This window comes from Citrobacter sp. TBCP-5362, from assembly GCF_005406305.1.
In the GTDB taxonomy this organism is placed as follows: domain Bacteria; phylum Pseudomonadota; class Gammaproteobacteria; order Enterobacterales; family Enterobacteriaceae; genus Citrobacter_B; species Citrobacter_B koseri.
On record NZ_CP040234.1, the window covers coordinates 916,674 to 938,693 of the forward strand.

18 protein-coding genes are annotated in these 22,020 nt (G+C 53.3%); 16 read left to right on the forward strand and 2 right to left on the reverse strand.

The genetic code is table 11. The annotated features are described in order from the left end of the window. Nucleotides 1–97: 97 nt before the first annotated feature. The gene (gene queF / locus FD428_RS04430) at nt 98–946 is read right to left on the reverse strand and encodes an NADPH-dependent 7-cyano-7-deazaguanine reductase QueF (protein WP_114848807.1); all 849 of its coding nucleotides are present in this window, start codon (nt 944–946) and stop codon (nt 98–100) included. Between the two features lie 68 nt (nt 947–1,014). Between queF and syd the strand changes: the two genes are divergently transcribed. From syd to FD428_RS04470, 8 genes are all read left to right on the forward strand, one after another. Then, nucleotides 1,015–1,560: a SecY-interacting protein gene (gene syd / locus FD428_RS04435; RefSeq protein ID WP_114848806.1), complete on the forward strand. Its 546-nt coding sequence runs from the start codon at nt 1,015–1,017 to the stop codon at nt 1,558–1,560. Between the two features lie 634 nt (nt 1,561–2,194). Beyond that, nucleotides 2,195–2,524 carry a YqcC family protein gene (locus FD428_RS04440; protein ID WP_114848805.1) on the forward strand — a complete coding sequence of 110 codons (330 nt, stop codon included), beginning with the start codon at nt 2,195–2,197 and terminating at the stop codon, nt 2,522–2,524. Further along, the gene (gene truC / locus FD428_RS04445) at nt 2,524–3,306 is read left to right on the forward strand and encodes a tRNA pseudouridine(65) synthase TruC (RefSeq protein WP_047461581.1); all 783 of its coding nucleotides are present in this window, start codon (nt 2,524–2,526) and stop codon (nt 3,304–3,306) included. Before FD428_RS04440 ends, truC begins: the two co-directional genes overlap by 1 nt. 18 nt (nt 3,307–3,324) lie before the next feature. Beyond that, nucleotides 3,325–3,774: a flavodoxin gene (locus FD428_RS04450; RefSeq protein ID WP_012134900.1), complete on the forward strand. Its 450-nt coding sequence runs from the start codon at nt 3,325–3,327 to the stop codon at nt 3,772–3,774. Between the two features lie 456 nt (nt 3,775–4,230). Continuing rightward, the gene (gudP, locus tag FD428_RS04455) at nt 4,231–5,583 is read left to right on the forward strand and encodes a galactarate/glucarate/glycerate transporter GudP (protein ID WP_012134898.1); all 1,353 of its coding nucleotides are present in this window, start codon (nt 4,231–4,233) and stop codon (nt 5,581–5,583) included. Between the two features lie 2 nt (nt 5,584–5,585). Then, complete coding sequence (locus tag FD428_RS04460; RefSeq protein ID WP_012134897.1) at nt 5,586–6,926, forward strand: enolase C-terminal domain-like protein; 1,341 nt, start codon at nt 5,586–5,588, stop codon at nt 6,924–6,926. A 19-nt stretch (nt 6,927–6,945) separates the two neighbouring features. Beyond that, nucleotides 6,946–8,286 carry a glucarate dehydratase gene (gene gudD / locus FD428_RS04465; RefSeq protein ID WP_024130902.1) on the forward strand — a complete coding sequence of 447 codons (1,341 nt, stop codon included), beginning with the start codon at nt 6,946–6,948 and terminating at the stop codon, nt 8,284–8,286. 81 nt (nt 8,287–8,367) lie between these two features. Continuing rightward, nucleotides 8,368–9,510, forward strand: coding sequence for a glycerate kinase (locus FD428_RS04470; protein ID WP_047461590.1), 1,143 nt, complete (start codon nt 8,368–8,370; stop codon nt 9,508–9,510). Between the two features lie 132 nt (nt 9,511–9,642). Here the strand turns inward: FD428_RS04470 and barA are convergent, their stop codons facing one another. Next, the gene (barA, locus tag FD428_RS04475) at nt 9,643–12,399 is read right to left on the reverse strand and encodes a two-component sensor histidine kinase BarA (RefSeq protein ID WP_049009494.1); all 2,757 of its coding nucleotides are present in this window, start codon (nt 12,397–12,399) and stop codon (nt 9,643–9,645) included. 57 nt (nt 12,400–12,456) lie between these two features. On the opposite strand from barA, the gene rlmD reads away from it, so the two are divergent. From rlmD to FD428_RS04515, 8 genes are all read left to right on the forward strand, one after another. Next, complete coding sequence (rlmD, locus tag FD428_RS04480; protein WP_114848683.1) at nt 12,457–13,755, forward strand: 23S rRNA (uracil(1939)-C(5))-methyltransferase RlmD; 1,299 nt, start codon at nt 12,457–12,459, stop codon at nt 13,753–13,755. Nucleotides 13,756–13,806: 51 nt separating this feature from the next. After that, entirely contained in the window at nt 13,807–16,041 is a 2,235-nt protein-coding gene (gene relA / locus FD428_RS04485) for a GTP diphosphokinase (RefSeq protein WP_012134892.1), read from the forward strand. 130 nt (nt 16,042–16,171) lie between these two features. Continuing rightward, nucleotides 16,172–16,963 carry a nucleoside triphosphate pyrophosphohydrolase gene (gene mazG / locus FD428_RS04490; protein WP_012134891.1) on the forward strand — a complete coding sequence of 264 codons (792 nt, stop codon included), beginning with the start codon at nt 16,172–16,174 and terminating at the stop codon, nt 16,961–16,963. 353 nt (nt 16,964–17,316) lie between these two features. Then, nucleotides 17,317–18,954: a glutamine hydrolyzing CTP synthase gene (pyrG, locus tag FD428_RS04495; RefSeq protein ID WP_047461602.1), complete on the forward strand. Its 1,638-nt coding sequence runs from the start codon at nt 17,317–17,319 to the stop codon at nt 18,952–18,954. Between the two features lie 89 nt (nt 18,955–19,043). Beyond that, complete coding sequence (gene eno / locus FD428_RS04500; RefSeq protein WP_012134889.1) at nt 19,044–20,342, forward strand: phosphopyruvate hydratase; 1,299 nt, start codon at nt 19,044–19,046, stop codon at nt 20,340–20,342. 199 nt (nt 20,343–20,541) lie between these two features. Further along, nucleotides 20,542–20,856: a hypothetical protein gene (locus FD428_RS04505; protein ID WP_114848681.1), complete on the forward strand. Its 315-nt coding sequence runs from the start codon at nt 20,542–20,544 to the stop codon at nt 20,854–20,856. Between the two features lie 12 nt (nt 20,857–20,868). Then, complete coding sequence (locus tag FD428_RS04510) at nt 20,869–21,654, forward strand: DUF4225 domain-containing protein (protein WP_114848680.1); 786 nt, start codon at nt 20,869–20,871, stop codon at nt 21,652–21,654. Nucleotides 21,655–21,658: 4 nt separating this feature from the next. After that, nucleotides 21,659–22,006: a hypothetical protein gene (locus FD428_RS04515; RefSeq protein ID WP_114848679.1), complete on the forward strand. Its 348-nt coding sequence runs from the start codon at nt 21,659–21,661 to the stop codon at nt 22,004–22,006. Nucleotides 22,007–22,020 lie beyond the last annotated feature (14 nt).

Consider the following 22,020-nt stretch of genomic DNA (forward strand, 5'->3'; position numbering starts at 1 on the left):
CGCAAGACGTCATTCCCTGTTGATTACAATAGCGCTGGCTTATGACCTTTCACAACCTTGCGCGCGGAATCCGGCGCGCAAAATTGAGAAAAAAAGATTACTGACGCACCAGTCTGCCCGTCGCAGGCACAAAATCGGTGTTGCTGCGCCACGGGTTGATATCCAGACCGCCACGACGCGTATAGCGTGCGTACACGCTCAGTTTTTCCGGCTGGCAGAAACGCAGAAGGTCGTTAAAAATGCGCTCAACGCACTGCTCGTGGAACTCGTTGTGATGACGGAACGAGACCAGATAACGCAGCAGCTTCTCGCGGTCGATTTTGCGCCCGCGATAACGAATTTGTATGGAGCCCCAGTCCGGCTGGTGGGTGATCAGGCAGTTTGACTTCAGCAGATGGCTGACCAGCGTCTCTTCCACGACTTTTTCGCCGCTGGCGGCATTCTCCAGATAGTCGGTGCTGAACTGATAGTTATCGATGGTGATATCCTGGTCATCAATGCAGGTGCCGTGAAAATGGGCGACAGGTTGCCCTTCCAGCTCATCAAGACGGTACAGCGCGACGCTGACTTCGCCTTGCGCACAGGCGCGCAGGTCGTTTTCCAGCGTCTGACGCACGGCGTCCCAGGAGTCAAAACGGGTCTGGTTAAAGCTGTTCAGGTACAGCTTAAAACTTTTCGACTCAATCAAATTGACGCTGGTGTAGTCCAGTTCCACATGACCAACGGCGACCTGCGGCACGCCTTTCGCGTTCAGCCATGACAGTTCATACAGCGTCCAGATATCGGCGCCGTGAAAAGGCAGGTTGTCCGCTTTTAAATCCAGCGGATCGCGATTCAGGCTGCGCGGGACGCCCTGTAACAGGCTGGCGTCATAATTATCCCGGTAATCCGTTGATTTTCCGAGAGTCAGGCCATCAAGCGCCTGATGGTTTTCATAAGAAGACATGTTTCACCGTCATAAACCAGATACACTATGCGTCAAGTGTATCCTGGCTTTTATGAAGAGAGAAATCGGTGGACGAACTGACATCGCAAGCCCTGACGGCATTTACGACGCGTTATTGCGACGCATGGCATGAGAAACACAACAGCTGGCCGCTCAGCGAAGAGCTGTATGGCGTGCCTTCCCCGTGCATTATCTCTTCGACCAGCGATGCCGTTTACTGGCAGCCGCAGCCGTTTGAAGGCGAGGCGAATGTAAACGCGGTTGAACGCGCATTTGATATTGTGATACAACCTGCGGTCCATGCTTTTTACACCACGCAATTTGCCGGGGATATGTACGCGCAGTTCGCGAATGAAAAGCTGACGCTGCTGCAAACATGGAGCGCAGATGACTTCAGACGCGTTCAGGAAAACCTGATCGGCCATCTGGTCACGCAGAAGCGTCTCAAGTTACCGCCTACGCTTTTTATCGCCACGCTGGAAAATGAACTTGAGGTCATTTCGGTGTGTAATCTCTCTGGGGAAGTTTGCAAAGAGACCCTGGGAACGCGCAATCGTACCGTTCTGGCCGCCTCTCTTGCGGAATTCCTGACTCAGCTTAAGCCGCTTCTGTAATCCACTTTGCCAGACACCGTGTGAGAGATCTCTTACATACCCTGTGAGAGATCGCCAGATAATAAGCGAATACTTATCTCATGGTGTTAACTATAATTCCTTTAATATTAATGAGTTGAGTTAACAATCCTGCCTTTCATATGAAAATATCCTTAAGGCATTGTCTGTAAGTGTCTTGTAAGACAAGGCGAAACAGGCGATTCTATACCTGTCGACAAGGAGTCGCACAACGAAGCGAACGTCAGGATGATGGCGCTTCAGCAGGACACGCCAGGATGGTGTTACAAGGACAGGCTTCAGGATGAAGCAAAGTGGAAAACGCCGGATGCGTTAAGGGACACCTCCAGGACGGAGAACGAGAGCCGGGCAGGATGTTCGGTGGGTCAGGATGGCCAGGATACTTCAGGATGAAGTCGATTCACATCGGGGTGATGTGAGCAGGATGCAAATTGTTCAGGATGAGCAGGTCGCAAGACCACAGGAAAAGTTGTCACGGATGAGCAGGGAGCACCAAAAGTAGCCGGAATGCTGCGAAACGAACCGGGAGCACTGTTTTTACAGTGCTCCCTTTTTTTTATTTCGTCTTCACTGATGCTATCCTTCGCGCCAGTTTTTCATCACTGAGGTTAATTTCATGACGACTCATGACCGTGTGCGCCAGCAACTCCACGCGCTGGAAGCCCTGCTGCGTGAACATCATCACTGGCGGATGGACGAGCCGCAGGCCCACCTGTTTACCAGCACGCAACCTTTTTGTATGGATACGATGGAACCGCTTGAATGGCTGCAATGGGTGCTGATCCCCCGTATGCACGCGTTGCTCGATAACGCGCAGCCGCTTCCGCAAGCCTTTGCTGTCGCGCCGTATTATGAAATGGTGCTGACGGCCGATCATCCTCAACGCGAGGTGATCCTGACGACATTGCAGGATCTGGACGCGCTGTTTACGCGCGATAACGTCTGATGCTGGAAATCCTCTATCAGGATGAATGGCTGGTGGCGGTGAATAAACCGTCTGGCTGGCTGGTTCACCGCAGCTGGTTGGATCGCGACGAAAAAGTCGTGGTGATGCAAACCGTACGCGACCAGATTGGTCAGCACGTCTTTACCGCCCACCGGCTCGACAGGCCGACTTCCGGTGTTCTGCTGATGGGGCTTTCCAGCGAAGCGGGGCGCTTGCTGGCGCAGCAGTTTGAGCAGCATCAGATTCAGAAACGCTACCATGCGATTGTGCGCGGCTGGTTAATGGATGAGGCCGTTCTGGATTATCCGCTGGTGGAAGAACTGGATAAGATTGCCGATAAATTTGCCCGCGAGGATAAAGGCCCGCAGCCTGCCGTGACCCATTACCGGGGGCTGGCGACGGTCGAAATGCCGGTGGCGACCGGGCGTTATCCGACAACCCGCTACGGCCTGGTGGAGCTGGAGCCGAAAACGGGCCGTAAACACCAGCTCAGACGTCATCTCGCGCATTTACGCCATCCGATTATCGGCGACAGCAAACACGGCGATTTACGTCAGAATCGCAGCGCCGCAGAGCATTTTGGTTGCCAGCGCTTAATGTTGCATGCCAGTCAACTGACGCTTACCCACCCCTTTACCGGTGAACCGCTGATCCTGCGCGCCGGTCTGGACGACGTCTGGATGCAGGCGTTATCACAGTTTGGCTGGCGCGGACTTCTCCCTGAGAATGAAAGGGTTGAGTTTAGTGCGTTGTCCCGGCAGGATGAAAATAATCAGGCTTAAATCAGGGAGAAAACGTTAATGGCGGAAATTGGTATTTTTGTCGGCACCATGTATGGAAACTCGCTGTTGGTTGCCGAAGAGGCCGAGGCGATCCTTACCGCGCAGGGGCATAAAGCAACCGTCTTTGAAGATCCGCAACTGAGCGACTGGCAGCCGTATCTGGATAAAGTTGTGCTGGTTGTGACATCGACGACGGGTCAGGGCGATCTCCCGGACAGCATTGTGCCGCTATTCCAGGGAATAAAGGACAATCTCGGTTTTCAGCCAAATCTGCGTTACGGCGTGATTGCGCTGGGCGACAGCAGCTACGTTAATTTTTGCAATGGCGGCAAACAGTTCGATGCGCTGTTACAGGAGCAAAGCGCGCAGCGTGTTGGGGAGATGCTGTTGATTGACGCCAGCGAACACCCGGAGCCGGAGAGCGAATCCAACCCCTGGGTCGAAAACTGGGGAACATTGCTCTCCTGAGCAAAACCCAGCCGGATGGCGACGTCCGGTCTACATGCGCAGTCTGTTGGCCTGATAAGCGTGGCGCCATCAGGCATGTGCCCTAAAACCCTTTCATACGAAAGGGTTTTCAGAGGCATTTTCATAGGGTCAAGCGACCCGTTTCACACTCCTCTTCTTTTGCTTCTCGCACCCTGTCTGTTTACCTCTTCGTTTTTCATTTCCGTGAAGTGGCTTCCATTGCCCTGGGCTTTTGCCACAAACATACGTGATACGCTGCCGAAATACTGTGTTGTTGCACGGTGAGAGTGCGAGGTGTGCTTTTTATACTTCTCGTGCCAGTTATTAAAAATGCAGTACACAAGGCAAACGACCTCATAAAAAGCTGCAAAAAAACACGAAACGTCATCTCTGATTCCCTACCGGTTGTGCAGTTCAGAGTGAGCGTAGATAACGCGAAAATTCAGGAGTGCAACAATGAGTTCATTAAGTCACGCGGTGAGCGGCGCGGAAAAACGCACCAATGCCCGCTACTGGATAGTGGTGATGCTGTTTATCGTCACATCCTTCAACTATGGCGACCGCGCCACATTGTCCATTGCCGGATCGGAAATGGCCAAAGATATTGGTCTCGACCCGGTAGGCATGGGGTACGTGTTCTCCGCTTTCTCATGGGCCTACGTGATCGGGCAAATTCCCGGCGGTTGGCTGCTCGACCGTTTTGGTTCTAAACGTGTCTACTTCTGGTCCATCTTTATCTGGTCCATGTTTACCCTGTTACAGGGCTTTGTGGATATCTTCAGCGGTTTTGGCATCATCGTGGCGCTGTTTACCCTGCGATTCCTGGTCGGGTTGGCCGAAGCGCCATCTTTCCCCGGCAACAGCCGAATCGTCGCGGCCTGGTTCCCGGCGCAGGAGAGGGGAACGGCGGTGGCGATTTTCAACTCCGCGCAATACTTTGCCACCGTTATCTTTGCGCCAATCATGGGCTGGCTGACCCATGAAGTGGGTTGGTCGCATGTCTTCTTCTTTATGGGCGGTCTGGGGATCGTGATCAGCTTTATCTGGCTGAAAGTGATCCATGAACCAAACCAGCATCCCGGCGTTAACAAAAAAGAGCTGGAGTACATTGCTGAAGGCGGCGCGCTGATCAATATGGATCAGAAAGATACGAAGGTGAAAGTCCCGTTTAGCGTGAAATGGGGCCAAATCAAACAGCTGCTGGGTTCCCGCATGATGATCGGCGTCTATATCGGCCAGTACTGCATTAATGCGTTGACCTATTTCTTTATCACCTGGTTCCCGGTTTATCTGGTGCAGGCGCGTGGCATGTCGATTCTGAAAGCGGGGTTCGTCGCTTCCGTCCCGGCTATTTGCGGCTTCGTGGGCGGCGTGCTGGGCGGCATTATTTCCGACTGGCTGATGCGTCGTACCGGCTCGCTGAACATCGCCCGTAAGACGCCGATCGTGATGGGGATGCTGCTGTCGATGGTGATGGTGTTCTGTAATTACGTCAACGTCGAATGGATGATTATCGGCTTCATGGCGCTGGCCTTCTTCGGTAAAGGCATTGGCGCGCTGGGCTGGGCAGTCATGGCGGACACCGCGCCGAAAGAGATCAGCGGCTTGAGCGGCGGCTTATTCAACATGTTTGGCAATATTTCCGGCATCGTAACGCCAATTGCGATTGGCTACATCGTCGGCACGACCGGCTCGTTCAATGGCGCGCTGATTTACGTTGGCGTCCATGCGCTGGTGGCGGTACTGAGTTACCTCGTGCTGGTCGGGGATATTAAACGCATCGAACTGAAACCTGTAGCAGGACAATAAATATGACAACGCAATCAAGTCCCGTCATTACCGATATGAAAGTCATTCCGGTGGCCGGACATGACAGTATGTTACTCAACATCGGTGGGGCGCATAACGCGTATTTCACGCGCAATATCGTCGTCCTCACCGATAACGCCGGTAACACCGGCGTGGGTGAAGCGCCCGGCGGCGAGGTGATTTACCAGACGCTGGTGGATGCGATTCCGATGGTTTTAGGCCAGGAAGTGGCCCGCCTGAATAAAGTGGTGCAACAGGTGCATAAAGGTAATCAGGCTGCCGACTTTGATACCTTTGGTAAAGGCGCCTGGACTTTTGAACTGCGGGTGAATGCGGTAGCGGCGCTGGAAGCGGCGCTGCTGGATCTGCTGGGCAAAGCGCTGAATGTACCGGTGTGCGAACTGTTAGGGCCGGGCAAACAGCGCGATGCGGTGACTGTGCTGGGCTACCTTTTCTACGTGGGCGATCGCACCAAAACGGATTTGCCTTATCTCGAAAAAACGCCGGGCAATCATGACTGGTATCACCTGCGCCATCAGGAAGCGCTCACCAGCGACGCGGTTGTGCATCTGGCGCAGGCGGCGCAGGATCGCTACGGCTTTAAAGATTTCAAACTGAAGGGCGGCGTGTTGCCCGGCGAGCAGGAGATCGACACGGCCCGCGCGCTGAAAAAACGCTTCCCGGATGCGCGAATCACGGTTGACCCAAACGGCGCCTGGCTGCTGGATGAAGCCATCGCGCTGTGTAAAGGGCTGAACGATGTGCTCACGTATGCTGAAGATCCGTGTGGCGCAGAACAAGGATTCTCCGGGCGTGAAGTGATGGCGGAGTTCCGTCGTGCGACGGGGCTGCCAGTCGCGACCAACATGATTGCCACCAACTGGCGTGAAATGGGCCATGCGGTGATGTTAAACGCGGTGGATATTCCGCTCGCCGACCCGCATTTCTGGACGCTCTCCGGCGCGGTACGCGTGGCGCAATTATGCGATGACTGGGGGCTGACCTGGGGCTGCCATTCGAACAACCATTTCGATATTTCCCTGGCGATGTTCACTCACGTTGGCGCTGCCGCGCCGGGTAAACCGACGGCGATTGACACCCACTGGATCTGGCAGGAGGGCGATTGTCGCCTGACGAAGCAACCGCTGGAAATTAAAGACGGAAAAATTGCTGTGCCGGATGCGCCGGGTCTTGGCGTGGAGCTGGACTGGGAACAGGTGCAGAAAGCGCATGACGCTTACAAAAAACTGCCCGGCGGCGCGCGCAATGACGCAGGCCCGATGCAATACCTGATCCCCGGCTGGACTTTTGATCGTAAACGCCCCGTTTTCGGCCGTCGCTAATTCATATAAGGACTGAATGATGAGTACACAATTTACGACCCCTGTTGTTACCGCTATGCAGGTTATCCCGGTTGCGGGGCATGACAGTATGCTGATGAACCTGAGCGGGGCGCATGCGCCGTTCTTCACCCGTAATATCGTCATTATTAAAGACAATTCTGGTCACACCGGCGTAGGGGAAATCCCTGGCGGTGAGAAAATCCGCCAGACGCTGGAAGAGGCGATCCCGCTGGTGGTGGGTAAAACGCTGGGTGAGTACAAAAACGTGCTGAATGCCGTGCGTCATCAGTTCGCCGATCGTGATGCGGGCGGGCGCGGCTTACAAACCTTCGACTTACGTACCACCATTCATGTGGTCACCGGCATTGAAGCGGCGCTGCTTGATCTGTTAGGCCAGCACCTGGGGGTTAACGTGGCATCCCTGCTGGGTGAGGGGCAACAGCGTAGCGAAGTGGAAATGCTTGGCTATCTGTTCTTTGTCGGCAACCGTAAAGCGACGCCGCTGCCGTACCAGAGCCAGCCGGATGAGAAATGCGACTGGTATCGTCTGCGTCACGAAGAGGCGATGACTCCTGATGCGGTCGTCCGCCTGGCGGAAGCGGCATACGAGAAGTATGGCTTTAACGACTTTAAACTGAAGGGCGGCGTTCTGGCGGGAGATGAAGAGGCGGAATCCATTGTAGCGCTGGCGAAACGCTTCCCGAATGCCCGCGTGACGCTGGACCCGAACGGCGCCTGGTCGCTGAACGAAGCAATCCAAATCGGTAAGTACCTGAAAGGCTCGCTGGCCTATGCGGAAGATCCGTGCGGGGCGGAGCAGGGTTTCTCTGGTCGTGAAGTGATGGCGGAGTTCCGTCGCGCGACCGGCCTGCCGACGGCCACCAATATGATCGCCACTGACTGGCGTCAGATGGGGCATACGCTCTCCTTGCAGTCTGTGGACATTCCGCTGGCTGACCCGCATTTCTGGACGATGCAGGGATCAGTTCGCGTCGCGCAGATGTGCCATGAGTTCGGCCTGACCTGGGGTTCGCATTCCAACAACCACTTTGATATTTCCCTGGCGATGTTCACGCATGTGGCGGCCGCCGCGCCAGGCAAGATCACCGCGATCGACACCCACTGGATCTGGCAGGAAGGTAATCAGCGTCTGACCAAAGAGCCGTTTGAAATCAAAGGCGGTATGGTGCAGGTGCCTGATAAACCAGGTCTTGGCGTTGAGATTGACATGGATCAGGTGATGAAGGCGCACGAGTTGTATCAGCAACACGGCCTGGGTGCGCGTGATGATGCGATGGGAATGCAGTATCTGATCCCGAACTGGACATTCGACAATAAGCGCCCGTGCATGGTGCGCTGACTGTATTGAACCGGTTTCGTCATGGGGTCGGTTCTTCTCCTGGTGTATGCTTAGTACAGTCAACATGCGTAAGGATGCTTTATGAAAATAGTGATCGCACCGGACTCTTATAAGGAAAGTTTGAGCGCTCTTGAGGTAGCGACCGCCATTGAGGAGGGGTTTCGTGAAATCTGGCCTGATGCGGATTACGTAAAACTCCCGGTTGCTGATGGTGGTGAGGGAACGGTTGAAGCGATGGTCGAGGCCACGGCAGGCCGAATTGTTGATGTTGACGTGACGGGCCCGCTCGGCGACAGCGTGCGGGCATTTTATGGGCTTTCTGGCGACGAACGTTCGGCCTTTATCGAAATGGCCGCCGCAAGCGGGCTGGAGTTGGTTCCACCGCAATTACGCGATCCGCTAAAAACCACCTCGTGGGGAACCGGTGAGTTAATTCGCCACGCCCTCGATGCCGGGGTGGAACATATTATTATTGGCCTTGGCGGTAGCGCGACGAATGACGGCGGCGCCGGTATGGTGCAGGCGCTGGGGGCGAAATTGCTGGATGCGCAGCACCAGGAGATTACGCAAGGCGGCGCGGCGCTGGAAGCGCTCTCAAAGATTGATATCAGCGGTATTGATAAACGTCTTGCCGCGTGTCGTATCGAAGTCGCCTGCGATGTCACGAATCCGCTGACCGGGAAAGAGGGGGCATCTGCGGTATTTGGTCCGCAAAAAGGCGCCACGCCGGAGATGATTCAACGCTTAGATGACGCGCTGACGCACTATGCCCGGCTGATTTCCCGCGATCTGGATATTAACGTATTCGAACTGGCGGGCGGCGGCGCGGCGGGCGGTCTGGGGGCCGCATTATATGCGTTTTGCGGCGCGGAGTTACGGCGTGGCATTGAGATCGTGACCGATGCCTTGCATCTGGAGGAGTGCGTTGCTGATGCGGATCTGGTTGTTACCGGAGAAGGGCGCATCGACAGCCAAACGATACACGGCAAAGTGCCTGTCGGCGTGGCAAAGGTCGCGAAACGACATAATAAGCCCGTGATTGGTATTGCAGGTAGCCTGACGGCAGATGTGGGTGTTGTACACCAACATGGGCTGGATGCTGTTTTCAGCGTGATTTATACCATCTGTACGCTGGATGAGGCGCTGGAGAATGCCGCAGAAAATGTGCGCATGGCCGCGCGCAATATCGCCGCCACCCTTAACGTGGGGCAGCATTTACGTTAACTGCCTGATGGCGCTGCGCTTATCAGGCCTACGGTCACGCACCTGTAGGCCGGTCACGTTGCGCTTATCAGGCCTACGGCCACGCACCTGTAGGCCGGATAAGACGCGCTAGCGTCGCCATCCGGCATCCTCTCATCCTAATATTTTCTTTGCTTCGCGCGCGACGTTGTCCATCTCATCAAGCAGCTCCAGAAACTCGGGTTCAAGCTCCTCTTCTTTGGTGCCGCTGCGTAACTGCTGCTCAATTAACTGGCACAAGTTTTTCATGCGCGGCACCCCGCTGTAGCCGCAGCTGCCGTGCAGCGTGTGGATGAGATCCACCAGTCCTTCGGGCGCCTCTCCCACCAGCTGTTCTTCAATTTTGTTACGCACTTCCGGCAGGAAGTCGATGAGCATTTGCAGCAGATCCCGCGCCAGATCGGATTTTCCGGCCGCCTGGCGCAGCGCCAGTTGCCAGTCGAGCGTTGCGTTCGGGTTGACGATAAACTCTGTCGATTCAGCGGCGGGTAATCGGGTTGCTACCACGGCCCCCGGCTTATAGCGCAACAGCAGGCTGTGCAGCTTTTCTTCTTCTATCGGCTTGGCCAGATAGTCATTCATCCCCGCGCTCAGCAGCTTCTCTTTCTGACCCGCCATCGCATGTGCCGTCACGGCGATCACCGGCGTTTGCTGCTGATGCGGAAGCTGATGAATCAGCTCACAGGCGCGGATACCGTCCATATCCGGCATCTGAATGTCCATCAGGATCAAATCAAACTGCATCTGTTTGGCCCGCTCCACCGCCTGATGCCCGCTGTCGCAAAGCTCTACATGCTGGACTTTGTCCTCCAGCAGCGCGCCGATCAGCTTCAGGTTGGCCGGGTTATCGTCGACCGCCATTACCGTCATGGCGATTTTATTCTCATCCGTCAGCAGCGGTTCAACATGCTGATTTAAATGGCAGTATTCCGTCAGCGCTGGCAGTAAACGCGTTGAGGTGAGCGGTTTTAACAGACAGGCCGCCGCGCCGCCTTGCTTGAGTTTTTCGGCGTTAATCTGGGCATGGCAAGGCAGCGCCAGCAGCAGGAAGTCCGTCATGGCGGCGGCTTTTGCCAGCCGTTCTTGCTGCATGGTGAGCGGTTCGTTAAAGGTCACCGGAACGCTGATGAGCAGGATATCGTAGTGATCCAGCGGCAACGCTGAGAACGTCGGGCTGTAGATCACCTCCAGCGGCGTGTCGCTCAGCATATCCAGCGTGCATTGCGCGGCGGTGGCGTTCGGTTCGACGTAGGCCAGCCGTTTTCCGACCAGGCAGCGCGTTGGCGGCGCGTCGCTTATCACATTCGGGTTGAGATCGAGATTAATGTGGAACCAGAAAGTGGAACCGCGATTGGGCTGACTGTGGAATGAGATATCGCCGCCCATCTCATTGACCAGTTTTTGCGTAATCACCAGCCCCAGACCGGTTCCGCCATGACGGCGTGAAATGCTGGCGTCCGCCTGGCGGAAAGCCTGGAACAGACGCGACTGGTCGCGCTCGGGAATGCCGATGCCGGTATCGCGGATCTGGATTTCAATCTGTACTTTGGTATTACTGAGCGCGCGCTTTTCAACCAGAATGTCGATATTGCCGCTTTCGGTAAATTTAATGGCATTACCGACCAGATTGGTAATGACCTGCTGTAGGCGCAGCGGGTCGCCGATGACGTTATCCGGTACGTCATTTTTGATGTTTAACGTGAGCTCCAGCCCTTTGTCATGGGATGAATGCGCCAGCAGCGTCACCACTTCATCCAGCGTGCTGCGTAGCGGGAAGGGAATGCTTTCCAGAATCAGCTTGCCCGCTTCCAGCTTGGAAAAATCGAGCACGTCATTGATGATCGCCAGCAGGTTGTTGGCCGAACGTTCGATAGTATTGAGGTGATCGCGCTGGGTTGTATTAAGTTCGGTTTTTAGCGTCAGACGGGTAAAGCCAATCACGCCGTTAAGCGGCGTGCGCAGTTCGTGCGACATGTTGGCCAAAAACTCAGACTTAATACGCGCCGCTTCCTGAGCGCGCTTCTTCGCCAGATCCAGTTCAACGTTCTGGATCTCCATCTGTTCCAGCGTTTCGCGCAGATCCGAAGTGGCCTGATCGATATTATGCTGCATCTCTTCATGGTAAGCGGCAAGCGACATCGCCATCGAGTTGATGCCGTTTTTCAGCATATCCAGCTCGCCCAGCATAAAGCCCTCGACGCGGCTGTCGAGCTGCCCACGACGAATGCGGTCAACGGTATTGACCATATTACGAATGGGGCCGGTGACGTCGCGCATCAGACGCCAGCCAAAAATTAAGGCAATGCCGATACAGAACAGCATCATCACGCTGGAGATGAAAATCTCTTTGTACTGTTGCAGGCGGACGGACTTGAGATCCAGTTCAAGCGCCACATATCCCAACATATTTCTCGGCGTTTTGGCGTCTGTTACGGGGGATTCGTCCGGCGAATACCTTTCGGAGATAATCGGCGTTCGCAGGATCATAATGTCCCCGTGGCGGGTCACGCTCAGCCTGCGGGGAAACGGCTCCCCGGTGGCGAGCTGCATTTCTGACGGATCGAGATGGAAATTGGATGTGACAAACAGCCGGTTATTCTCGTCATAAACGGAAATGGCGCGCACGATGTCGGAGTGGCGGCGATGGAGAACGCTGATGAGCTGCCCGATTGATTCGCGGTTTTGCAGGTTCATGCCATATTCGCTGGAGACCGCAAGAGGTTCGATAATGCTGGCGCCAGCATCTTCCAGTTGACGCTGCAAGTCGTTATAGCGATGCACAACGAAAAAGATACTGAGCAGTAAACCAATGAGGACGGTCGGGGCCAGGATCAGAATCATCATGCGTGCGCGCAGGCTGTAGTTGGTCATGGAGTTCCGTTATGGGACAATTAGGGTCACACTGTTAAATTGAGAAATATCTCGTCGATGGCGCAATTCTACTCTGCAAAACGACGCGTGACGACGCGTCAGATCATAACCGTTACGGTCAATGACCTCGATCCTTTTGGTCAGGGCGTGGCTCGCCATAATGGAAAGGCGCTGTTTATACCGGGATTACTGCCCCAGGAAAAGGGCGACGTCGTCATTACCGAAGATAAAAAACAGTTCGCCCGCGCGCAAGTTAAGCGTCGCCTGAATGATAGCCCGGAACGGGAAACGCCGCGCTGCCCGCACTTTGGCGTCTGTGGCGGCTGCCAGCAGCAGCATGCCAGCGTCGCGCTGCAACAACGCAGCAAAAGCGCTGCGCTGTCGCGCTTAATGAAATGCGATGTCGCCGAGGTGATCGCCGATACGCCGTGGGGCTATCGACGCCGTGCGCGTTTAAGCCTGAATTATCTGCCTAAAACTCAGCAATTGCAGATGGGATTTCGCAAGGCGGGCTCCAGCGATATCGTGGATGTCAGGCAGTGCCCCATTCTGGTGCCCCAGCTTGAGGCGCTGCTGCCTCGCGTCAGGGCGTGTCTGGAAAGTTTGCAAGGAAACCGCCACTTTGGCCATGTCGAGCTGGTACAGGCGGGGAATGGCACCCTGATGGTGCTGCGTCATACGGCGCCCTTGAGCGCGGCAGACAGAGAAAAACTGGAACGCTTTTCGCATTCTGAGGGACTGTCTCTGTTTCTGGCCCCTCAAAGCGACATACTTGAACCGCTTACCGGGGAGACGCCCTGGTATGATTCAAACGGGCTACGCTTAACCTTCAGCCCGCGCGACTTTATTCAGGTCAACGAAGGGGTGAACCAGAAAATGGTCGCCCGGGCGCTGGAATGGCTGGATATTCAACCTGGCGACCGGGTTCTGGATCTGTTCTGCGGCATGGGGAATTTTACTCTGCCGCTGGCGACGCGCGCCGCCAGCGTTGTGGGCGTTGAAGGCGTTCCGGCGCTGGTGGAAAAAGGCCGGGAAAACGCGCGGCGTAACGGATTACAGAATGTGACATTCTTTCACGAAAATCTCGAAGAAGATGTCACGAAGCAGCAATGGGCGAAAAATGGTTTTGACAAAATTTTGCTCGATCCCGCTCGTGCCGGGGCGGCAGGCGTGATGAAACACATTATAAAGTTAAAACCAATTCGTATTGTTTATGTATCCTGTAATCCTGCTACGCTGGCACGGGATAGCGACGCCTTGTTGAATGCCGGATACCAAATTCAGCGGCTGGCGATGCTCGACATGTTCCCACACACTGGGCATCTGGAATCAATGGTGTTGTTTGAGCGTTTGTAATGAGTCATGGCTTGCTGACTTCGGTAGGCCTGGTCCCTTAAGGAGAGGACAATGGTTGCGGTAAGAAGTGCACATCTTAATAAAGCTGGTGAGTTTGATCCGAAAAAATGGATCGCGAGTCTGGGTATCTCCAGCCAGCAGTCGTGTGAACGCTTAGCCGAAACCTGGGCGTATTGCCTGCAACAGACACAAGGACATCCCGATGCGGAACTGTTGCTGTGGCGTGGCGTGGAGATGGTGGAAATCCTCTCTACGTTAAGTATGGATATCGACACGCTGCGGGCGGCGCTGCTCTTCCCCCTGGCTGACGCCAATGTTGTCAGCGAAGATATCCTGCGCGAGAGCGTGGGGACATCGATCGTCAATCTGATTCACGGCGTGCGCGATATGGCGGCGATTCGTCAGTTGAAAGCGACGCATAACGATTCCGTCTCCTCCGAGCAGGTGGATAACGTTCGTCGGATGCTGCTGGCGATGGTGGACGACTTCCGCTGCGTGGTCATCAAGCTGGCGGAACGTATCGCCCATCTGCGCGAGGTTAAAGACGCGCCGGAAGATGAACGCGTACTGGCGGCGAAAGAGTGCACCAATATCTATGCTCCGCTGGCTAACCGGCTGGGCATCGGGCAACTGAAGTGGGAGCTGGAAGATTACTGCTTCCGCTATCTGCACCCGGCGGAATACAAGCGGATCGCCAAACTGCTGCACGAACGCCGCATTGACCGCGAGCATTACATTGAAGAGTTTGTCGGGCATCTGCGTTCTGAAATGAAAACCGAAGGTGTGAAGGCGGAGGTCTATGGCCGCCCGAAACACATCTACAGCATCTGGCGCAAAATGCAGAAAAAGCATCTGGCGTTTGATGAGCTGTTTGACGTGCGCGCCGTGCGTATTGTGGCTGAACGTTTGCAGGACTGCTATGCCGCGCTGGGGATTGTGCATACGCACTATCGCCATCTGCCGGACGAGTTCGATGATTACGTCGCCAACCCGAAGCCTAATGGCTACCAGTCAATCCATACGGTGGTACTTGGCCCTGGCGGTAAAACCGTTGAGATCCAGATTCGTACCAAACAGATGCACGAAGATGCCGAACTAGGCGTCGCGGCGCACTGGAAGTACAAAGAGGGAGCGGTCTCCGGGGGCGCACGCACGGGCCATGAAGACAGAATTGCGTGGCTGCGTAAGCTGATCGCCTGGCAGGAAGAGATGGCGGATTCTGGCGAAATGCTGGATGAAGTGCGCAGCCAGGTCTTTGACGACCGGGTGTATGTCTTTACGCCAAAAGGCGATGTGGTGGATCTGCCCGCAGGCTCCACGCCGCTTGACTTCGCCTACCATATCCACAGCGATGTGGGGCATCGCTGCATCGGGGCGAAAATCGGCGGGCGTATCGTGCCGTTTACCTATCAGTTGCAGATGGGCGATCAGATTGAAATCATCACCCAGAAGCAGCCAAACCCTAGCCGGGACTGGCTCAATCCGAACCTGGGCTATGTGACGACCAGCCGTGGTCGTTCTAAAATCCACGCCTGGTTCCGCAAGCAGGATCGGGACAAGAACATTCTCGCCGGGCGGCAAATCCTCGACGATGAACTGGCGCATTTGGGCATCAGCCTGAAAGAGGCGGAAAAACACCTGCTGCCGCGCTACAACTTCAATGAGCTGGAGGAACTGCTGGCGGCGATTGGCGGCGGGGATATTCGCCTTAACCAGATGGTGAACTTCCTGCAATCGCAGTTTAATAAGCCGAGCGCCGCCGAACAGGATGCCGCCGCGCTGAAACAGCTTCAGCAGAAAACATACGCTCCGCAGAATCGCCGTAAAGACGATGGTCGCGTGGTGGTGGAAGGGGTCGGCAACCTGATGCACCACATTGCGCGCTGCTGCCAGCCGATTCCAGGAGATGAGATTGTCGGGTTTATCACCCAGGGGCGCGGTATTTCCGTACACCGGGCGGACTGCGAACAGCTTGTGGAACTGCGTTCTCATGCACCGGAACGTATCGTGGATGCGGTGTGGGGCGAGAGCTACTCTGCGGGATATTCGCTGGTGGTACGCGTTCAGGCCAACGATCGCAGCGGCTTGTTGCGGGATATCACCACCATTCTGGCTAACGAGAAGGTAAACGTGCTGGGGGTGGCCAGCCGCAGCGACACCCGGCAGCAACTCGCCACCATCGATATGACCATCGAAATTTACAACCTGCAAGTGCTGGGGCGCGTACTCAGTAAACTCAACCAGGTGCCGGATGTGATCGACGCGCGTCGTTTGCACGGTAATTAATTTTTCCAGGCCGGATAAGCTTTGTAGGCCTGATAAGACGCGTCAGCGTTGCCATCAGGCATTGCCAGTTGCCGGATGGCGGCTGTCGCCTTATCCGGCCTACGTTGGTGACAATTTTCAGGATATTCCAATGAATCAAATCGATCGCCTGCTTGGCATCATGCAACGCTTGCGCGACCCGGAAAACGGCTGCCCGTGGGACAAAGAGCAGACGTTTGCCACCATTGCGCCGTATACCCTTGAAGAAACCTATGAAGTGCTCGACGCCATTGCCCGTGAGGACTTTGACGACCTGCGCGGAGAGCTGGGCGATCTGCTGTTTCAGGTCGTGTTTTATGCGCAGATGGCGCAGGAAGAAGGGCGCTTTGACTTTAATGATATTTGCGCTGCCATCAGCGATAAACTGGAGCGCCGCCATCCGCATGTCTTTGCGGACGTTGCCGCTCACAACAGTACCGAGGTATTAGCCCGCTGGGAGCAAATCAAAACCGAAGAGCGCGCGCAGAAAGCGCAGCATTCGGCGCTGGATGATATTCCCCGCAGCTTACCGGCGTTAATGCGCGCGCAAAAAATCCAGAAGCGCTGTTCGAACGTCGGCTTTGACTGGACGACGTTAGGGCCGGTTGTCGATAAGGTGTATGAAGAGATCGACGAGGTCATGTTCGAGGCGCGGCAGGCTGTCGTAGACCAGGCTAAACTGGAGGAGGAAATGGGCGACCTGCTCTTTGCCACCGTCAATATGGCGCGTCATTTAGGGACAAAAGCAGAGACCGCGTTACAAAAAGCCAATGAAAAGTTCGAACGGCGTTTTCGTGAAGTTGAGCGGATTGTTGCGGCGCGAGGCCTGGAAATGACGGGAGTTGATCTGGAAACAATGGAAGAAGTCTGGCAGCAGGTAAAACGCCAGGAAATTGATCTCTAACGAATTTAGGCAGTCAAGGGCGTTTTGTGTGATTTTTTAAATAACAAGCTCTTGATTTACGTCAAAAACATTTACCCCAAAGGGGCTATTTTCTCTTCCCGTTATGTTGATGAAACACCTTGTGTACTGCCTCTTCGAGTTATTCGAGTCGCAACAAGGCGGCGACTGAAAGAATCTCCAGGAACATAGAAATGCGATGTGACTGGGGGGAGTGAAGGAAGCTAACACTGGTGCGGCTTGAAGAACGAAGGAGAGGGGATAATGAAAGTTTGTGGCGTACGCCATGTTCGGGTATACTGCTTTCCCGTCCTGGTTATTCCATCGTCTTTTAAACCTAACTTCTCAGGTTCAGCATGACAACGAACTATATTTTTGTGACCGGCGGGGTCGTATCCTCTCTGGGTAAAGGCATTGCCGCAGCCTCCCTCGCAGCCATTCTTGAAGCCCGTGGCCTCAACGTGACCATCATGAAACTGGATCCGTACATCAACGTCGATCCCGGTACTATGAGTCCAATCCAACACGGGGAAGTGTTCGTTACTGAAGACGGCGCCGAAACCGATCTGGACCTGGGTCACTATGAGCGCTTCATTCGCACCAAGATGAGCCGCCGCAACAACTTCACCACGGGCCGTATTTACTCCGACGTTCTGCGTAAAGAACGCCGTGGCGACTATCTGGGCGCAACCGTACAGGTTATCCCGCACATCACCAATGCGATTAAAGAGCGCATCATCGAAGGCGGCGAAGGCCACGACGTGGTGCTGGTCGAAATCGGCGGTACTGTCGGTGATATCGAGTCCCTGCCGTTCCTGGAAGCGATTCGTCAACTGGCGGTTGATATCGGTCGTGAGCACGCGCTGTTTATGCACCTGACGCTGGTGCCGTACATGGCCGCGGCAGGCGAAGTCAAAACGAAACCGACGCAGCACTCTGTTAAAGAACTGCTCTCCATCGGTATCCAGCCGGATATTCTGATCTGCCGTTCCGATCGCGCCGTTCCGGCCAATGAACGTGCGAAGATTGCATTGTTCTGTAACGTTGCTGAAAAGGCCGTTATTTCTCTGAAAGACGTCGATTCTATTTATAAAATTCCGGGCATGTTGAAATCTCAGGGCCTGGACGATTATATTTGTAAACGATTCAGCTTAGACTGCCCGGAAGCGAACCTGGCCGAATGGGAACAGGTTATCTACGAAGAAGCGAACCCGGCGGGCGAAGTGACTATCGGTATGGTCGGCAAGTACATTGAACTGCCGGATGCCTATAAGTCGGTGATTGAAGCGCTGAAACACGGTGGCCTGAAGAACCGTGTCACCGTCAACATCAAGCTGATCGATTCGCAGGATGTTGAAACGCGCGGCGTCGAAATTCTGAAAGATTTAGACGCTATCCTGATCCCTGGCGGCTTCGGCTACCGTGGCGTTGAAGGTAAGGTCGCGACGGCGCGTTATGCGCGTGAGAACAATATTCCTTATCTGGGTATTTGCCTGGGTATGCAGGTTGCGCTGATTGAATTTGCGCGCAACGTAGCGGGTATGGAAAACGCCAACTCAACGGAATTTGTGCCAGACTGTAAGTACCCTGTTGTGGCGCTGATTACCGAGTGGCGTGACGAGAACGGCAACGTTGAAGTCCGTACGGAGAAGAGCGATCTGGGTGGCACCATGCGTCTTGGCGCGCAGATGTGTCAGCTTTCCGATGAGAGCCTGGTTCGCCAGATGTACGGTACGCCGACAATCACTGAGCGCCATCGTCACCGCTATGAAGTCAACAACATGTTGTTGAACCAAATTGAAGCTGCGGGTCTGCGTATTGCGGGCCGTTCCGGGGATGATCAGTTGGTCGAGATCATCGAAGTGCCGAACCATCCGTGGTTCGTTGCCTGTCAATTCCACCCGGAATTTACTTCAACGCCGCGTGACGGGCATCCGCTGTTTGCAGGCTTTGTGAAAGCCGCCAGCGACTATCAGAAGCGTCAGGCGAAGTAAGAAGTAAAAAAAGTTAGAACGGCAACGCGTACCAAAGGTACGCGTTGTTTGTCTGGAGTTTTAGTTTAACTTGTACTGAGGAAAACCTAATGTCCAAAATCGTTAAAGTCATCGGTCGTGAAATCATCGACTCCCGTGGTAACCCGACTGTTGAAGCCGAAGTACACCTGGAAGGTGGTTTCGTTGGTATGGCAGCCGCTCCGTCAGGTGCTTCTACGGGTTCCCGCGAAGCGCTGGAACTGCGCGATGGCGACAAATCCCGTTTCCTGGGTAAAGGCGTAACCAAAGCTGTTGCAGCGGTTAACGGCCCGATCGCTCAGGCAATCCTTGGCAAAGACGCCAAAGATCAGGCTGGCATTGATAAAATCATGATCGACCTGGACGGTACTGAAAACAAATCTAACTTCGGTGCGAACGCGATCCTGGCTGTGTCTCTGGCTAACGCCAAAGCCGCTGCGGCCTCTAAAGGTCAGCCGCTGTACGAGCACATCGCTGAACTGAACGGCACCCCGGGCAAATACTCCATGCCGGTTCCGATGATGAACATCATCAACGGCGGCGAGCACGCTGACAACAACGTTGATATCCAGGAATTCATGATTCAGCCGGTTGGCGCTAAAACCCTGAAAGAAGCAGTGCGTATGGGTTCTGAAGTGTTCCACAACCTGGCTAAAGTTCTGAAAGCTAAAGGTATGAACACTGCTGTTGGTGACGAAGGCGGCTATGCGCCGAACCTGGGCTCCAACGCTGAAGCACTGGCTGTTATCGCTGAAGCGGTTAAAGCTGCTGGCTACGAGCTGGGCAAAGACATCACTCTGGCGATGGACTGCGCAGCATCTGAATTCTACAAAGACGGCAAATACGTTCTGGCTGGCGAAGGCAACAAAGCATTCACCTCTGAAGAATTCACTCACTTCCTGGAAGACCTGACCAAACAGTACCCGATCGTTTCCATCGAAGACGGTCTGGACGAGTCTGACTGGGACGGTTTCGCATACCAGACCAAAGTGCTGGGCGACAAAATCCAGCTGGTTGGTGACGACCTGTTCGTAACCAACACCAAGATCCTGAAAGAAGGTATCGACAAAGGCATCGTTAACTCCATCCTGATCAAATTCAACCAGATCGGTTCTCTGACCGAAACGCTGGCTGCTATCAAGATGGCGAAAGACGCTGGCTACACTGCCGTTATCTCTCACCGTTCTGGCGAAACTGAAGACGCGACCATCGCTGACCTGGCTGTTGGTACTGCGGCAGGCCAGATCAAAACCGGTTCTATGAGCCGTTCTGACCGTGTTGCTAAATACAACCAGCTGATTCGTATCGAAGAAGCGCTGGGCGAAAAAGCTCCGTACAACGGTCGTAAAGAGATCAAAGGTCAGGCGTAATCCTGCTCTTCACTCTTAACGTAAAAAACCCGCTCCGGCGGGTTTTTTTATGTCTGTAATATATTCTTATTTGAAAATTTTAATGATCGATTTGATCTTTGTCACTTTGTTATTATTTTACAGAGAGTAATTTAATGGTGTGACTATTTACTAATATGTATTTTTTATATTTATCATTAATAAATAATAGAAATATTGAATGGATAATAAATTGGAAGACATACTGGCGAAAACGGGCATGAAAAAAAAGGATGCTACTATCCTGATTAAGCTGGCAAAAAGGAAACATATCAGCTTGGGTCGGGCATTTTTTTTGTATGCATGGAAATATTATGCCTGGAGTGGAGCTTTACTATTGGCAGTCATTTTTGCCTCACTTTCTGAGGGAATTGAGTACTTTATAGTAAACGTTCTCTTCTGTATTGCTGTAGCTCTCGTTTCACTCTTCTTTACACCCTTTGTCATAAATTTAATTCGGAGTATTAAAATTCAAGTTAAGTTGATCGGAAAATAACAGGAGGTTATTTTGAGTAGTTATGGATTAATGAATTTACAGCGCGAAAAAGAAAAGATTGACCGACTTGTCTATGATATCGGTTTTCAATATCTTCATGATCCGGCTATGCGTTCAAAATATATGATCGAGGAACGTAGAGTTACATCATATTGCCTTGATGAATATCGGTATGGAAAATTAGATTTTGGCAGGGCGATGGATGGATTACGTGAATACCATATGTCTTTAACTAAATATTATATGCAATTAAAAATGGGGAGTATTAAATTATATGCAATAGCTGAGCGTGAAAGAGAAAGGCATTCTACACTTACCATAACATTAAAACGAGTTGGATTTGTTAGTGGGACAATGCAAGTTATCGGTGGTTTTGGTTTATGTAAAGCAACCCTTGGCGCTGCATGTAAAAGTTATGGAGTTCCTTTAATGATGCAGGGAAGCGAGAATATTTGGGAAAATGGTTATTATTTATTATATCATGAAGACCCCAGGAAAATGCCTTTGCGGTATGCCTACCGTCAGGCAACAAAGCTTTTGGGCGGGGATGAAAAGGATGGTGATATTGCTTTTTCAACGGGAGATCTTGTTCTTTCTTTCGGTTCAGCCTCAACGCTGACGTTGAGAACAGATTCGTGGAAATTATTCCGCTATATACAGGAAGATTATATTCGCAGCTGGAGAACCCTGGGAGCTGTTGGAAGCGCGAGTGAGTTAGCCGGTGATGCAGTTAGTGGATTCACCATTTATCAACTTCTTGGTGGGGAAAGTACTAACTGGGCTGAATTGAGGGAATAAGGAAATGATCTTCAAAACATATGATCAGAATGATAAGTCTTTAACTGAAAGTATTAAACTTGCGGGTTTAAGTGAATATAAAGCACAGAAACTTATTCGTTTTGCTAATGAAAATAAAATAAGTTTGCAGAAAGCTTATTGGCTAAAAGATGCAAGTGTTATCAGAGTTGATATTATCATGGTTTCGATTTTATTACTCTTTGCCTTTTCAATTGCACAAAAGGACTTCAGTGAATTATGGTCTTTCTTTTTAATATTCGGTTTGTCGTTTTTTGTCATTGAATTAACCTGTCGATTTCATAAAGGCTACTTTAAGATATGGAGAATTTATATCAAGTTGCGAGGGCTGTAAGTGACTGGTTTAGT